This window comes from Dyella sp. S184 (assembly GCF_009766065.1).
In the GTDB taxonomy this organism is placed as follows: Bacteria; Pseudomonadota; Gammaproteobacteria; order Xanthomonadales; family Rhodanobacteraceae; genus Rhodanobacter.
Genome location: NZ_LMUE01000009.1, coordinates 122397 through 137520 on the forward strand (window position 1 = coordinate 122397; position 15124 = coordinate 137520).

The window sequence follows — 15124 nt, forward strand, 5'->3', positions numbered from 1 at the left end:
ATATATCCTGTTTCCATCGCCGATTCGTCGGCTCGAGCAGGAACCTCACCATGAAACTGTTGCATATCGACTCCAGCGCTCTGGGTGCCCATTCAGTGTCGCGCCAGCTCACCGCCGACATCGTAGCCGAGCTGAAGCGCCAGGCTGCCGGCATCCAGGCCCATTACCACGATCTGACCGCCGAACCGCTGCCGCATTGGTCGCCGGTGGCCGATGCCAGCGACCCCGCCGTCGCTCTGGGTAACCAGATGCTGGAAGACTTTCTCGCTGCTGACATCGTGGTTATCGGTGCGCCGATGTACAACTTCGGTATCCCGAGCCAGCTCAAGGCCTGGATCGACCGCATCGCGGTCGCCGGCAAGACCTTTCGCTACGGCGCCAACGGCCCCGAGGGACTGGCCGGCGGCAAGCGGGTAATCATCGCCTCCAGCCGCGGTGGCATGTATGCCAGCGGCCCGGCCGCCGTGATGGATTTCCAGGAGTCCTATCTGCGTACCGTATTTGGATTCATCGGCATCACCAACGTTGAATTCGTGCGTGCCGAAGGGCTCAACATGGGCGACGAGCCGAAAGCACAGGCATTGCAATTGGCGCGGGCGGCGATTGGTTCGCTGGTCGCACCGGCGGCCAAGGTCGCCTGAGTTCCAGTACGACTGTTGTTCGCGACGGCCCTGCGGGGCCGTTTGCGTTTCCCGTCGAGGAAAGCCCGGCAGCGTGGCTGGCAATGCGCTTGGCAGCGCGACACACTGCTGCCTTGATTCACTTTCCAAGGCTCCCACGCATGCCTTTCTTTCCGCGCGTCCTGCTGCTGATCGCGCTGCTGGCGACGACGCCCGGTGTCCGGGGCGCCGACCTGCTGGTGCGCAACGTCAACGGCTACACGCTGGATCGCCACGGCCAGCTGCAACACTTCCAGGCGCTGCTGGTCGACCAAGGCAAGGTGGTAGCCACCGGCAACGTTGCTGAACTGGCGAAGCGCGCTGGTAACGCAAGGGTGGTCGATGGGCACGGCGATACCCTGCTCCCCGGACTGACCGACTCGCATGGCCATGTCATGCAGCTGGGTCGGATCCGCAATCAGATCGACCTCAGCCAGACCTCGTCATTGGCGCAGGCACTGGCCGCGGTGAAGGTCTATGCAAACGCGCAGCCGGATACCGCCTGGATTCGTGGTGGCGGCTGGAACCAGGAGTTGTGGAAGCTCGGCCGCTTTCCAACCGCACAGGAACTCGACACCGCCGTGGCGAATCGCCCGGTGTGGCTGGAGCGCATCGACGGCCATTCCGGCTGGGCCAATAGCGCGGCGATGAAGCGCGCTGGCATCACCAGGGAAACCAGGGATCCGCCCGGCGGCCGCATCGAACGCGATGCGGCAGGCAAGCCCACCGGCGTGTTTGTCGATGCGGCTGCCGCGTTGATCGACAGCAAGATTCCCCTGCCTACCGCCAGCGAGCAGGCCGCCGCACTGGATACCGCGCTGGCTGAATTGGCCCGGCTAGGCATCACCAGTGTCGATGATCCCGGCATCGATCTGGCCACCTACCAGCTGTATCGCCAGTACGCCGACGCACACAAACTCACCGCGCGCATCTACGCGTTGATCCATAACACCGGCGCGGACTTCGACACCGTCAGCCAGCACGGGCCGCTGATCGGCTATGGCGGCGATTTTCTTACCGTGCGCGGGGTCAAGCTGTTTGCCGATGGCGCACTGGGCAGTCGTGGTGCCGCGATGCTGGCGCCCTACTCCGACGATCCCGCCAACAGCGGCACATTGTTCCAGACGCCAGCCGAACTGACCGCGATGATCGGCAAGGCATTGGGCAAGGGCTATCAGGTGGCGATCCACGCGATCGGCGATCGCGCCAACCGCGAGGTACTGGATGGCTTTGAAGCAGCCTACAAACAGCATGGCGGCGAGAACCTTCGCAACCGCGTCGAGCATGCGCAGATCGTCTCGCCGCAGGATTTCCCGCGCTTCGTGTCGCTGCACCTGATCGCCTCGATGCAGCCGGTACATGCCACCTCGGACATGAACATGGCCGAGGAGCGCATTGGCCGCCAGCGCATCCTCGGTGCCTACGCGTGGCAACGCTTCCTCAAGCAGGGCACGATGATCGTGGGCGGCTCGGACTTTCCGTTCGATGCCGACAACCCGTTCGACGGCCTGCATGCCGCAGTCACCCGGCAGGATCACCATAACCTGCCCGCCGGCGGCTGGTACCCGGCTCAGGACATGACCCTGCTGCAGGCATTTCGAGCGTATACGCTCGATGCCGCGTGGGCCAGCTACCACGAGCAAAGCCTCGGCACGCTGGAGCCGGGCAAGTGGGCCGACTTCATCCTGATCGACCGCGACATCTTCAAGAATGCGCCGCAAGACCTTTGGAAAACCCGGGTATTGCAGACTTGGGTAGGCGGCAAACAAGTGTACGCCGCACACGATTGATCGCGTCAGATCCTGTCCCGCACCACGAAAAGCCAGCCATTGCGCTGGCTTTTTCGTTGTTGGGCAACGGTTTGCGCTTATAGGCCATCAGTCATGTTGCGAAATCGCACTTTTTTATTGACAGCTCGAAACATGGTGTTATAGTTCACTACAACACCGGCCAACGAGATCACTAAGGAGACACGTCATGAAAGCAAACAACCTCATCGCCAGCGTCGCCGCCGTCCTGTTCACCACTGCAACTCTTGGCGCCCTGAATTACAACGTCGACAGCTACCAAGCGTCGAACACTGAAATCAACGGCAGCAAGGTCATCAATCTGGCGCCGGTCAATGTCTACCCCAGCGCTGCCGAACGGCGCGCCGCCGCCCTGCTTGCCGACGTGGGGATGGCCGGCATCGCCACGATTCCCGCCTTCGGTCACCTGGGCGGAGCCAGCGGTGCAGAGCAGTTCAGCCTGATCGGATCGCAATTGGCCATGCCCTACTATTCGTTTGGCAACAAGTTCGGTCGCATCAGCAAGGAATAAAACATGACCATTACCTGGAACGACAGCGTCCCGATCTATCGTCAACTGCAGCAACGTGTGGTGGCGATGATCCTGGACGGCGCCTTGAACGAGGGCGACCCGCTGCCGTCGGTACGTCAAGTGGCAGCGGATTACCAGATCAACCCGCTGACCGTATCGAAGGCGTATCAGGAACTGGTCGACGAACAACTGGTTGAAAAAAGGAGGGGATTAGGCATGTTCGTCATCGAAGGCGCCCGTGAGGCGCTGCTGAAATCCGAACGCGAGCGGTTCCTGCGCGAAGAATGGCCAATGTTGTTTGCCCGGCTGCAACGACTGGGACTGGATCTCAAGACGTTGCTGCGCGAGGCCGAGTCCGCCAAGGGAGAACAATCATGAGCGCGGTGATCACGGCCAGCGGCCTGAGCAAGCGTTACAAGTCGTCGCTGGCGCTGGACAACATCAGCTTCCAGATCGCGCCCGGCCGCATCGTCGGCCTGATCGGCCCGAATGGCGCCGGCAAGACCACTGCACTGAAGGCGATCCTTGGCCTTACCGACTTCACCGGCGAGCTGAATGTGCTCGGCTTCGACCCACGCAAGCAGCGTGACCGGCTGATGGGTGAAGTCTGCTTCATCGCCGACGTCGCGGTGCTGCCGCGCTGGATCCGCGTAAGTGAGGTGGTCGACTTTGTCGCCAACGTGCACCCACGCTTCGATCGCAAGAAGTGCGAGGCATTCCTGGCCCGTACCAAGCTGCAACCTGGCCAGCGCGTGCGGCAGATGTCCAAGGGCATGATCGTGCAGTTGCACCTGGCACTGGTGATGGCGATCGACGCCAAGTTGCTGATCCTGGACGAACCGACGCTGGGTCTGGACATCCTCTATCGCAAGCAGTTCTACCAGAACCTGCTGGAAGACTACTTCGACGAGAACAAGACAATCATCGTGACGACGCACCAGGTGGAGGAAGTCGAACACATCCTCACCGACCTGATGTTCATCCGCGACGGCAAGATCGTGCTGGATGCGGACATGGACGCAGTTGGCGAACGCTTTATCGAAGTCATGGTGAACGGCGACAAGGCCGACGCCGCCCGCCAGTTGAAACCACTGGACGAGCGCCAGGTCTTCGGCAAGAGCATTTTTCTGTTTGACGGCGTGAATCGCTCGGTGCTGGAACAGCTGGGCGAAACCCGCCGGCCATCCATCAGCGACCTGTTCGTCGCCACCATGAAGGGAACCTACGCATGAAAACCTTCTATTGGCTCGTGAAGCGCGAGTTCTGGGAACACCGGGGTGGCTTCTTCTGGGCGCCGGTCATCACTGGCGGCGTATTCCTGCTGCTGAACATCATGGGCATCATCACCGCCGAGGTGCTGGGTGCCAGCCATGGGATCCATTTCGGAGCCAGCAGTGGTTTGCATAGCGTCATGACCGACATGGATGCGGGTGACATGAGCAATGTCGGGTTCGCCCTCGATCTCGCGATGTACTCGGCGATGGGACTTCTTGCCGTGGTGCTCGGCTTCGTAGTGTTCTTCTATTGCCTCGGCGCGCTGTATGACGACCGCCGCGATCGCAGCATCCTGTTCTGGAAATCGCTGCCAATCTCCGATGCCAGCACCGTGTTGTCCAAGATCGTCAGTGCCACCGTACTTGCTCCGGTTATCGCCGTCATCGTGGGTATCGTCGTCGGCATGCTGCAGCTGTTGATACTCGCGATCACACTGTCCTTCCATGGCTTGAATGTGTGGCATTTGCTTCTCATGGCCCACCCCTTCCGCATCATGGTCAACCTGATCGGCTATATCCCGCTGTACGTGCTCTGGGCTCTTCCTTCGATTGGCTGGCTGCTGCTCTGCTCGGCATGGGCACGCAACAAGCCGTTCCTCTGGGCAGTAGCGTTGCCGGTGGCCACCGGTCTGGTGATCAGCTGGTTTGGCCTGATGGGACTGTTCAATCTGCCAGCCACCTGGTTCTGGAAGAACGTCGTACAGCGCGGCTTGTTCAGCACATTCCCCGGCACAGGCAGCCTGTTCGGCACTAACGGAGACTCTATCGCACACAGCGTCGCCGGCAATCCAAGCATGGACTTCATGGATCTCACGAATACCTACCATTTGCTGGCTTCGCCGAACCTGTGGATTGGCGTGGTGATCGGCTCAGGACTGCTGGCCGGTGCCATCTGGTTCCGCCGCTGGCGCGACGACAGCTGACATCCGACCGAACTTCAACGGGGAGAACATCGATGAAAACCAACGCGATCACCATCGGCATCCTTGCATCGGCTCTGCTGCTGCCGCTGACCGCCTGCAGCCAATCAGGCCAGGGCAACAACCCATCAGGCGCCGCCAGCGACACGACTCAGGCAGCGAAGGAAGTCCAGGAGCAGACCTCTTCGTCGATGATTGCCGACGAGGTCCGCAAGGGAATCGAGCAGGCCAAACGGGAGCTGGTCACCAAGGACATCAGCGTGAGTGACGTCCACGTCGGCAACGGCTCGCATCACCACGACGATACCCGTGTCAAGGCGGTAATCACCCCGCAAGGCGAGCTGGTGATCGCCGGCAAGCCGGTGCAGGCCACGCCGGAACAGCACACCATGCTGGTGGATTACCGCCAGCAGATCATCGGCATCGCCGAGGCTGGCATGGACATCGGCGCCAGCGGCGCGGACATCGGCGTCACCGCGGCCAAGCAGGCGATCTGGGGTGCGCTCAGCGGCAAGAGCGACAAGGAGATCGAAGCGAGCATCAAGCCACAAACCGACAAGATCGAGGCCGCCGCTGCAAAGCTGTGCCAGCGACTGCCTGACCTGTTGTCCACGCAGCAGAAACTGGCGGCAGCGATGCCCGAGTTCAGGCCCTACGCAACCATGCAGCAAAAGGACGTCGATGATTGCGGCAAGGACATGGCTGACAAGAACGGCAAGAAAGGCTTCGCCGTGTTCTCGGATTGATCCAGGCAACCACGGCCCTCATGCACGATGCAATGAGGGCCGTGGGCGCATTCAACCGCCACCACCCCCACCGTGGATACCGCCCTTGGTCAGGGTCAGCGGATCAAGCAGCTTCTTCAACTCGTCCTTCGACAGTCCGGTGGTTTCCAGCGCCACGTCCATGATCGGCCGATGCTCCTTGTACGCCTGCTTGGCGGTGGCCGCGCCCTTCTCGTAACCGATCACCGGGTTCAGCGCGGTGACCAGGATCGGGTTCATCGCCAGCGCCTGATTGACCCGCGCGGTATTGACCTTGAAACCGGCGATCGACTTGTCGGCCAGCAGCACGCTGACGTTGCTCAGGATCCCGATCGACTGCAGCAGGTTGTGCGCGATCAGCGGCAGCATCACGTTGAGTTGGAAGTTGCCGGACTGACCAGCAATCGTGATGCTGGCATCGTTGCCGATCACCTGCGCTGCCACCATCGCGGTGGCCTCCGGAATCACCGGGTTGACCTTGCCCGGCATGATCGACGAACCCGGCTGCAACGCCGGCAGTTCAATCTCGCCCAAGCCGGCCAGCGGGCCTGAATTCATCCAGCGCAAGTCGTTGGCGATCTTCATCAGCGCCACCGCCAGCGTCTTCAACTGACCGGACAGTTCTACCGCCGCGTCCTGCGAGGCCATGCCCTCGAAATAGTTTTCCGCCGACTCGAACTTCACACCCGTCAGTTTCTTAAGCTGCACTGCCACTGCCGAACCGAATTTCGGATCGGCGTTGATGCCGGTGCCCACGGCAGTGCCACCCTGCGGCAACCGGCGCATGCGCTTCAAGGCATCCTCGATGCGCTCGATCGCCGAACCGATCTGCGCCGACCAGCCGGACAACTCCTGGCCGAAGGTGATCGGCATCGCGTCCATCAGATGCGTGCGGCCGGTCTTCGGTATATTCCGCAGCTCGCGAGCGCGCTTGTCGATGGTCTTCTGCAGATGCTTGAGCGCCGGCAGCAATTGTTCGCTGGTGGTAAGCGTGGCGCTGACGTGGATCACGGTGGGGATGACGTCGTTCGAACTCTGCCCGTAATTGACGTGATCGTTCGGATGCACCTTGGTACCGCCCTTCACCGCCAGATGCGCGATCACCTCATTCGCATTCATATTGGTGCTGGTACCCGAGCCGGTCTGGAAGATGTCGATCGGGAACTGTGCGTCGTACTGGCCATCCGCCACCGCCAGCGCCGCCTTGCGGATCGCCGCGGCCTGATTCTTCTTGAGATAGCCCATCGACAGGTTAACCTCGGCCGCCGCCGCCTTGATCAAGCCCAACGCACGGATGAACGGGCGCGGCAGGTGCAGGCCGGAAATCGGGAAATTGTCGATCGCGCGCTGGGTCTGGGCGCCATATAGCGCGTCTGCCGGCACCTTCAGCTCACCCATACTGTCGTGTTCGATGCGAAAACCGCTCATGGCCGGATCCTGGCTGGGAAATACCGGCTGACTATAAGCCGCCGGGCATGAAGCCGCTGGCAATGTAAAATGGGTGTTTCCCCATACCGGAATACCCGCGATGTCCACCCACGCCCTGACCGCCCTGTCGCCACTGGACGGCCGCTACGCCAGCAAGGTCGAAGCGCTGCGCCCGATCTTCAGCGAGTTCGGCCTGATGCACCGCCGCGTGCAGGTGGAGATCGAGTGGCTGCTGGCGCTGGCCGCCGATCCGCGCATCGTCGAATTGCCGGCATTCAATGCCGGGCAGATCGACATGTTGAAGGCGATCGCCACCCGCTTCAGCGTGGAAGACGGCAACCGGATCAAGGCGATCGAGGGGACCACTAACCACGACGTGAAAGCGGTCGAGTACTTCATCAAGGAACGCATCGGTGCCGATGCCGGCCTGGCCCAAGCGAAGGAATTCGTGCACTTCGCCTGCACCAGCGAGGACATCAACAACCTGTCCTACGCCCTGATGCTGCGTGATGCACGCGAACAGGTGCTGCTGCCGATGTTCGACGCCGTGATCGCCCAGCTGCGCGCACTGGCGCACGCCAATGCCGCATTGCCGATGCTCTCGCGCACGCACGGCCAGACCGCCTCGCCCAGCACGCTGGGCAAGGAAATCGCCAACGTGGTCGCGCGTCTCGAACGCCAGCGAAAGCAGCTCGCCGCAGTGGATATTTCCGGAAAAATCAACGGCGCGGTCGGCAATTACAACGCGCATGCCATCACTTATCCGGAAGTCGACTGGCAGGGCTTCTCGCAGCGTTTCGTGGAAAGCCTCGGCCTCGGCTACAACGCCTACACCACCCAGATCGAACCGCATGATGGCGTCGCCGAATACTGCGATGCGGTGCGCCGCGCCAACGTCATCCTGATCGACCTGGCCCGCGACATTTGGGGCTACATCTCGCTGGGCTACTTCAAGCAGTCGCTGAAAGCCGGCGAAGTCGGCTCGTCGACCATGCCGCACAAGGTTAACCCGATCGACTTCGAGAATGCCGAAGGCAACTTCGGGCTCGCGAATGCATTGCTTGGTCATTTCGCCGAGAAACTGCCGATCAGCCGCTGGCAGCGCGACCTCACCGACTCCACCGTGTTGCGTGCGCTGGGCACCGCGTTCGGCCACACCCTGGTGGCGCTGGAATCGCTGAAGAAGGGTCTCGGCAAGCTCACCGTCAATGCCGACCGCCTCGCCACCGACCTCGACGCCAGCTGGGAAGTGCTCGCCGAAGCCGTGCAGACCGTGATGCGCCGCTATGGCCTGCCCGAGCCGTACGAACAGCTCAAGGCATTGACTCGTGGCCAGGGCATCACCCGCGACTCGATGCGCACCTTCATTACCAGCCTTGAGCTCCCAGCCGAGGCGAAACAGCGCCTGCTCGAACTGACGCCCGCCAGCTATATCGGACTCGCCGAGACGCTGGCGAAAGACGTCTGAGTCACACAACAAAAGGCCCGCAGATGCGGGCCTTTTGTTGTCATTCGATCTCGTCCGAACCCTCGTTGACGCCTTCGAACAGGAAGGTCGACAGGTAGCGTTCGCCGGTGTCCGGCAGCATCGCCAGCAGGACCGAGCCATGCGGTGCATCGGCCGCCACCTGCAGTGCTGCGGCGAGCGTGGCGCCGGACGATATCCCGACGAAGATGCCCTCCTGCTGCGCCAGTGCCCTGGAGGTATCGCGGGCCAGCACATCGTCGACCGGCAGGATCTCGTCAACCACGTAACGGTTGAGAACGGCCGGCACGAAGTCCGGCGTCCAGCCCTGGATCTTGTGCGGCTGCCAATCCTTGCCTGACAGCAGCGCCGCGCCAGCTGGCTCGGAGGCGATGATCTTCACCTCCGGCCGCGCCACCTTCAGCACCTCGCCGACGCCGGTAATGGTGCCACCGGTACCCCAGCCGCTGACGAAATAGTCCAGCCGACGACCGGCGAAGTCGCGCAGGATCTCTGGCGCCGTGGTCTGGCGGTGATAGGCCGGGTTCGCCGGATTCTCGAATTGGCGGGCCAGGAACCAGCCGTGTTTCTGCGCCAGCTCTGCCGCCTTCTGCACCATGCCGGTGCCGCGCGCAGCGGCCGGCGTCAGCAGCACCTTGCCGCCATAGGCGCGGATTAGTTTGCGTCGCTCGATCGAGAAGGTCTCGGTCATCACCGCGACAAACGGATAGCCGCGTGCAGCGCACACCGCTGCCAGGGCCACGCCGGTGTTGCCCGAGGTGGCTTCGACCACCGTCTGGCCGGGTTTGAGCGTGCCGCGTTGCTCGGCATCGAGGATGATCGCCAGCGCCAGGCGGTCCTTCACCGAGCCGGCCGGATTGAATGCCTCTACCTTCACGTAAAGCTCGACGTGCTTCGGAGCCAGGCGGTGGAGCTTGATGATCGGCGTATTGCCAATGGTGTCGAGGATGCTGTTGTAGATCATGGGTCACTCCATGGGAACCGGCGGGAAAACAGCGTCGGCGATGATGCGCCCACACAGGTAAAACTATCGTCAGCCACGGTGGATTGCGGCCAGCAGATCGGCATGCACCGGCGCTGGCGGGATGCTGCTACGCCTACCCGTGGCGGCCGCGCGAATATCGTGCACCGTCGCACCCAGTGGCGGCTGACCGAACCAGGCCAAGGATTGCGCCAGTGCCGCGACTTCACCCAGGATCAGCAGCGCCGGCGAGCCCACGGCGTGAGCAGACGCACGCTCGGCCAGGTTCGCCAAGGTGCCGATCACCACCCGCTGTTCCGCGCGCGAGCCGTTCTCGATCAACGCAAACGGGGTCGTGGCCGCGCGACCGTGTTCGATCAACCGCGCCTGCAGCGACGCCAGTCCACCCACGCCCATGTACACCGCCAGCGTCTGCTGCTCTTGTGCCAGCGCCAGCCAGTCCAGCGTGTCGAGCGAATTGCGGCAATGCGCGGTGACGAAACGTACCGACTGGGCATGATCGCGATGCGTCAACGGTATGCCGGCATAGGCTGCGCAAGCCACTGCAGCGGTAATGCCCGGCACCACCTCGTAGGGAATCTCGTGGCTGCGCAGGAACTCCAGCTCCTCGCCGCCACGGCCGAACACGAACGGATCGCCACCCTTCAGCCGCACCACCCGTCGACCCGCGCACGCATGCTCCAGCAGCAAGGCATGGATGCCATCCTGGGTGGTGTGATGATTGCCCGCCTGCTTGCCAACCTCGATGCGCTCGGCATCGCGCCGCGCCAGTTCCAGTACTTCGGTACTGACCAACCGGTCGTGCAGGATCACGTCCGCCTCGTTCAGTGCACGCAAGGCGCGCAGCGTCAGCAGGCCCGGATCGCCGGGGCCGGCGCCCACCAGCACGACCGATCCCGGGTGCGCCGGTGACGCCGATGCCAGTGCCTGCTCCGCCGCCTGCCCTGCCTCCTTCGACTTCCCTTGGCGCAGCAGCGTCGCGACCGGGCCGGCAAACAGGGTTTCGTAGAACTGCCGCCGCGCCGCCATGTCCGGCAGTCGCGCCCGAATCCGACTACGCAACCGGGCGGCCAGCGTCGCCAGCGCGCCCAGCGAATGGTCAAGCAAGGTCTCCAGCCGTTCGCGCAGCAACCGCGCCAGCATCGGTGCCTCGCCGCCACTGGAGATCGCGATCATCAGCGGTGCACGATCAACCACGGCCGGCACGTGGAAACTCGATAGCGTCGCGTCGTCGACCACGTTGACGAAAATCCGCCGCAGCCCTGCCAGCGTGGCGACCAGGGCGTTCGTCTCACGATCAGAGGTGGCCGCCACCACCAGCCAGATCCGCTCGAGCCAGCCTTCCTGGAAAGCATCAGCACGATGCGCAATGCGTCCTTCGCTGACCCAGCGCCGCAGCTGCGGCGTCAGCACCGGCGCGTTCACCGTCACCTGTGCCTGGGCGCCGAGCAACGCGGCGATCTTGCGTTCGGCGACCGCGCCGCCACCTACCACCAGTACGGCACGGTGGGACAGATCAGCGAACAGCGGATAGAGCTTCATGATGCGATGAACCTGCCTTGCACGGGTGGATACAGGGCCACGCTACGAACGGGACGCCCGTCCGGCAAATGATTTGTGCTGGCACACATATGCCATCGGGTTATGGCCGCCCATAAAAATTGTTGACTTATTTGTTAAATAGCCGTATAGACGTCTAACAATGACCGGCACAATCCATCATCGAGCAAGCATCCTCAGCGACCCTGGCGTCGCTGCCATCGCCATGCCATCCACGATGTCGACCTGCTCCATGCGATGTATCTGTACTTCGCTCGCGCCTCAATCCATCGACCACGACCGCCTACGGATCCATCGTCATGACGCTTACACAATTGCGCTATCTCATCGCCATCGCCGACTCCGGCCTCAACATCACGCTTGCCGCCGAGCGCGTGCATGCCACCCAGCCCGGGCTGAGCAAGCAGCTGCGGCAGCTTGAGGACGAACTCGGTTTCCAGTTGTTCGTGCGCAAGGGCAAGAGCCTCGACTCGGTAACCCCGGCCGGCGCCCAGGTGCTGGAGCGCGCACGCACGATCCTCGCCGAGGCCGGCAATATCCGTTCGATCGCCGCGAACCTGCGCAACGAGGCTCACGGCGAACTGCGCATCGCCACCACCCATACCCAGGCACGTTTTGCCCTGCCCGCGGCAATCGGCGCGCTCAATGCCGACTATCCACAGGTCAGCGTGCACCTGCAGCCAGTTCGCGACGCCGAGGTGCTGGCACAGCTGGAGGCTGGCCGGGTCGACCTGGCCGTGGTCAGCAGCACCGGCGCACCGCCAGCGAATGGCATCGCATTACCTGCCTACCACTGGCAGCGGGTGATCGTGGTGCCACGGAACCACCCGCTGGCCAAGCACAAGCAACCGGTAACGCTGGAGCAATTGGCGGCCCTGCCGCTGATCAGCTACGACTCCTCACAGAAGGCGGAGTCATCGCTGCGTCGGGCGTTCGACGCTGCCGACCTGACGCCGCAGATCGCGATGACCGCCAGTGACGCCGACCTGATCAAGACGTATGTACGTGTCGGCCTGGGCATCGGCGTGCTGGCCGAGATGGCGATGTTGCCCACGGACACCGACCTGCAGGTGTTGCCGGCCGACCACCTGTTTCCGTCATGCACGACCTGGATCGTGCTGCGTCGCGAACGCGTGCTGCGTGCTTATGTGCTGGAGTTCATCAGCCTGTTTGCGCCACATCTGCATCGCCGCGAAGTGGCGCGCGCGCTGGCCGCCGATGCGGCTGGTGACTGGCCGGCCGTGCCGCACTGGCGGGAACGGTCGCAGGCAGCGCTGACCGACGCCGCCTGATCCATCAGCCAACCCCGGCCCGGCATCAACCCGGGCCGTGCAACCCGCATTCACGCTTGAGTCCGAAGAAACGGGTGTCCTCCTCTTCCATGCCGGGTTCCCAGCGGCGGGTGGTGTGGGTATCGCCGATCGAGATGTAGCCTTGATCCCACAGCGGGTGATACGGCAAACCGTGACGTTGCAGATACATGCCCACGTCGCGGTCGCTCCAGTCGGCGATCGGATGGAATTTCCAGCGGTTGCGATTCCACTCGACAAACGCGATGTCTTGACGGCTCCTCGACTGGCTGCGCCGCAGCCCCGCAAACCAGCTCTGCACGCCAAGATCAGTCAGGGCGCGCTGCATCGGCTCGACCTTGCGGATGCTGTTGTAGCGATCGATGCCCTCGACGCCCTGCTCCCATAGCCGCCCATAACGCGCCTCGGCCCAGGCCCGACCGATCATTGGCCGGTAGACCTTGAGATTAAGCTCGAGGCGCTCAGCCAGCGTATCGACGAATTGATAGGTTTCGGGAAACAGATAACCGGTATCGATCAGGATCACCGGGATATCCGGCTGCTGGCGAGTCAGCAGATGCAGCGAGACGGCTGCCTGCGCACCGAAGCTCGACGACAGTGCGTGCCTGCCGGGAGTGTGTTGCAACGCCCACGCCACGCGCTGCTCGGCCGTCTGGCCAGCCAACCAGTCATTCAATCTGGCCAACGCGCGCCGATCACGTGGGTTGCGTGGCAATTCGATCGCGCTCATGCACTGACCTTGAGCGGAATCAGCCGCGGCTGACTCAATACAGCCGCGCGCAGCAGGAAATCGCCGAAGTGTTCTCCCGCCGCACGTTCACCGGCAAAGCGGGCAAACAGCTGGTCGAGAACATCAAGCAGGGCGGCCTCGTCGACATTTTCGCGGTAGAGCTGATTCAAGCGCTGGCCACGAAAATCCGCGCCAAGGCGCAGGTCGTAACGACCAGGGGCACGTCCGATCAGGGCGATCTCGCCCAGGTATGGGCGCGAGCAGCCATTCGGGCAGCCGGACAGGCGCAGCAGGATCGGTGCATCGATCAGCCCGTGGCGATCCAGTAACGCTTCCAGCTTAGGCAACAGCAGCGGCAGATAGCGCTCGCTTTCGGCCATCGCCAGTCCGCATGTGGGCAACGCCACGCACGCAATCGCGTGCTGCCGGATGGCGCTGTGCTTCCGGTAACCGTCCATGCCGTGACGGGCGACCAGTTCATCGATGGCAGCGCGATCCGCAGCCACCACGTTGGCGATGATCAGGTTCTGGTTGCAGGTCAGGCGGATGTCGCCTTTGTGTATCGCCGCCAGCTCGCGCATGCCGCTGAGCCAGGTGTGCGCCTCATTATCGAGCAGGCGGCCAGACTCGACCTGCAGGGTCAGGTGCCAGCGACCGGCATGGCCTTCGATCCAGCCGTAACGATCGCCGTTGTGGTCGAAGCGAAACGCGCGCTCCGCCTGCAGTGCAAAGCCGAGGCGCTGTTCCAGCTCGGCCTTGAATGCGGCCAGCCCATGCCGATCGATGGTGTATTTCAGGCGGGCATGTTTGCGCTCCTCGCGATCGCCCCAGTCGCGTTGCACCGCAATCACGGTTTCGGCCAGCGCCAGCAGTTGCTCCGGCAGCACGAAGCCGATCACATCGGCCAGCCGCGGATAGGTCGACGGATCGCCGTGGCTGGCACCCATGCCGCCGCCGATGGCTACATTGAAGCCGGCCAGCCGACCATCCTCCTCGACGATCGCGATCAGGCCCAGGTCCTGGGCAAATACGTCGATATCGTTGAGCGGAGGGATCGCCAGTCCGATCTTGAACTTGCGCGGCAGGTACGTCGGTCCGTACAGCGGCTCAACCTCCTCTTCGCCGACCAGCTTTTCGCCGTCGAGCCACAGCTCGTGATAAGCGCGGGTCTTCGGCTCGAGATGCTCGGACAGGCGCACCGCCCACGCATACGCATGCTCGTGTGCCTGCGACTCGACCGGATTGGCATTGCATACCACGTTGCGGTTCACGTCGCCGCAAGCGGCGATCGTGCTGGCCATGGCCGCGTCGATCGCCGCGATGGTTGGCTTCAGGTCGCGCTTGATGATGCCGTGCCACTGGAAGGTCTGCCGCGTGGTAATGCGCAGACCACTGCTGGCGTAATCGCCGGCGATCTTGTCGAACGCCAGCCATTGTGCCGTCGTCATCACCCCGCCGGGCAGGCGCGCGCGCACCATGAAGGCATACGCCGGCTCGAGCTTCTGGCGGCGACGCTCGTCGCGGATGTCGCGATCATCCTGCAGGTAGCTGCCGTGGAACTTGAGCAGCTTGTTGTCATCCTCGCTGATCGCACCGGTGACCGGGTCAGCCAACCCTTCGGCGATGCCCCCGCGCAGGAAGCGACTTTCTTGTTTGACTGTTTCGAAATGGGAAGGCATGGGCTGACTCGGA

14 protein-coding genes are annotated in these 15124 nt (G+C 63.0%); 9 read left to right on the top strand and 5 right to left on the bottom strand.

Going from position 1 to position 15124, the window contains the following annotated elements:
• Positions 1 to 50: 50 nt before the first annotated feature.
• The 7 genes from GSQ75_RS12665 to GSQ75_RS12695 all read left to right on the top strand — a co-directional run bounded on the left by GSQ75_RS12665 (position 51) and on the right by GSQ75_RS12695 (position 5918).
• On the top strand, positions 51 to 641 hold the full coding sequence (locus GSQ75_RS12665; RefSeq protein WP_158755242.1) for an FMN-dependent NADH-azoreductase: 591 nt from the start codon (positions 51 to 53) through the stop codon (positions 639 to 641).
• A gap of 140 nt (positions 642 to 781) precedes the next feature.
• The gene (locus tag GSQ75_RS12670; protein WP_158755243.1) at positions 782 to 2449 is read left to right on the top strand and encodes an amidohydrolase; all 1668 of its coding nucleotides are present in this window, start codon (positions 782 to 784) and stop codon (positions 2447 to 2449) included.
• Positions 2450 to 2636: 187 nt separating this feature from the next.
• Positions 2637 to 2978 carry a hypothetical protein gene (locus GSQ75_RS12675; protein WP_158755244.1) on the top strand — a complete coding sequence of 114 codons (342 nt, stop codon included), beginning with the start codon at positions 2637 to 2639 and terminating at the stop codon, positions 2976 to 2978.
• A 3-nt stretch (positions 2979 to 2981) separates the two neighbouring features.
• Entirely contained in the window at positions 2982 to 3356 is a 375-nt protein-coding gene (locus tag GSQ75_RS12680; protein WP_158755245.1) for a GntR family transcriptional regulator, read from the top strand.
• Entirely contained in the window at positions 3353 to 4210 is an 858-nt protein-coding gene (locus GSQ75_RS12685) for an ABC transporter ATP-binding protein (RefSeq protein WP_158755246.1), read from the top strand. The genes GSQ75_RS12680 and GSQ75_RS12685 overlap by 4 nt, the downstream gene beginning before the upstream one ends.
• Positions 4207 to 5175, top strand: a complete 969-nt coding sequence (locus tag GSQ75_RS12690) for a hypothetical protein (protein ID WP_158755247.1) — start codon at positions 4207 to 4209, stop codon at positions 5173 to 5175. The genes GSQ75_RS12685 and GSQ75_RS12690 overlap by 4 nt, the downstream gene beginning before the upstream one ends.
• Positions 5176 to 5207: 32 nt before the next feature.
• Positions 5208 to 5918, top strand: coding sequence for a hypothetical protein (locus tag GSQ75_RS12695; RefSeq protein WP_158755248.1), 711 nt, complete (start codon positions 5208 to 5210; stop codon positions 5916 to 5918).
• A gap of 51 nt (positions 5919 to 5969) precedes the next feature.
• On the opposite strand, the gene GSQ75_RS12700 is transcribed toward GSQ75_RS12695, so the two are convergent.
• Positions 5970 to 7364 carry a class II fumarate hydratase gene (locus tag GSQ75_RS12700; protein WP_158755249.1) on the bottom strand — a complete coding sequence of 465 codons (1395 nt, stop codon included), beginning with the start codon at positions 7362 to 7364 and terminating at the stop codon, positions 5970 to 5972.
• Positions 7365 to 7464: 100 nt separating this feature from the next.
• On the opposite strand from GSQ75_RS12700, the gene purB reads away from it, so the two are divergent.
• A complete protein-coding gene (purB, locus tag GSQ75_RS12705; RefSeq protein WP_158755250.1) occupies positions 7465 to 8832 on the top strand; it encodes an adenylosuccinate lyase in 1368 nt (455 codons plus the stop codon).
• 40 nt (positions 8833 to 8872) lie between these two features.
• On the opposite strand, the gene cysK is transcribed toward purB, so the two are convergent.
• Positions 8873 to 9814, bottom strand: a complete 942-nt coding sequence (cysK, locus tag GSQ75_RS12710; RefSeq protein ID WP_158755251.1) for a cysteine synthase A — start codon at positions 9812 to 9814, stop codon at positions 8873 to 8875.
• Between the two features lie 69 nt (positions 9815 to 9883).
• Entirely contained in the window at positions 9884 to 11374 is a 1491-nt protein-coding gene (gene cysG, locus GSQ75_RS12715) for a siroheme synthase CysG (protein WP_158755252.1), read from the bottom strand.
• Positions 11375 to 11691: 317 nt separating this feature from the next.
• Here cysG and GSQ75_RS12720 point away from each other — a divergent pair, with 317 nt between their 5' ends.
• Entirely contained in the window at positions 11692 to 12684 is a 993-nt protein-coding gene (locus GSQ75_RS12720; protein ID WP_158755253.1) for a LysR substrate-binding domain-containing protein, read from the top strand.
• Between the two features lie 25 nt (positions 12685 to 12709).
• Here the strand turns inward: GSQ75_RS12720 and GSQ75_RS12725 are convergent, their stop codons facing one another.
• Together GSQ75_RS12725 and cysI are read right to left on the bottom strand one after the other, a co-directional pair.
• Positions 12710 to 13432 (bottom strand): phosphoadenylyl-sulfate reductase, encoded by a 723-nt coding sequence (locus tag GSQ75_RS12725; RefSeq protein ID WP_158755254.1) that lies wholly within the window; start codon positions 13430 to 13432, stop codon positions 12710 to 12712.
• Positions 13429 to 15111 (bottom strand): assimilatory sulfite reductase (NADPH) hemoprotein subunit, encoded by a 1683-nt coding sequence (gene cysI / locus GSQ75_RS12730; protein WP_158755255.1) that lies wholly within the window; start codon positions 15109 to 15111, stop codon positions 13429 to 13431. Before cysI ends, GSQ75_RS12725 begins: the two co-directional genes overlap by 4 nt.
• Positions 15112 to 15124 lie beyond the last annotated feature (13 nt).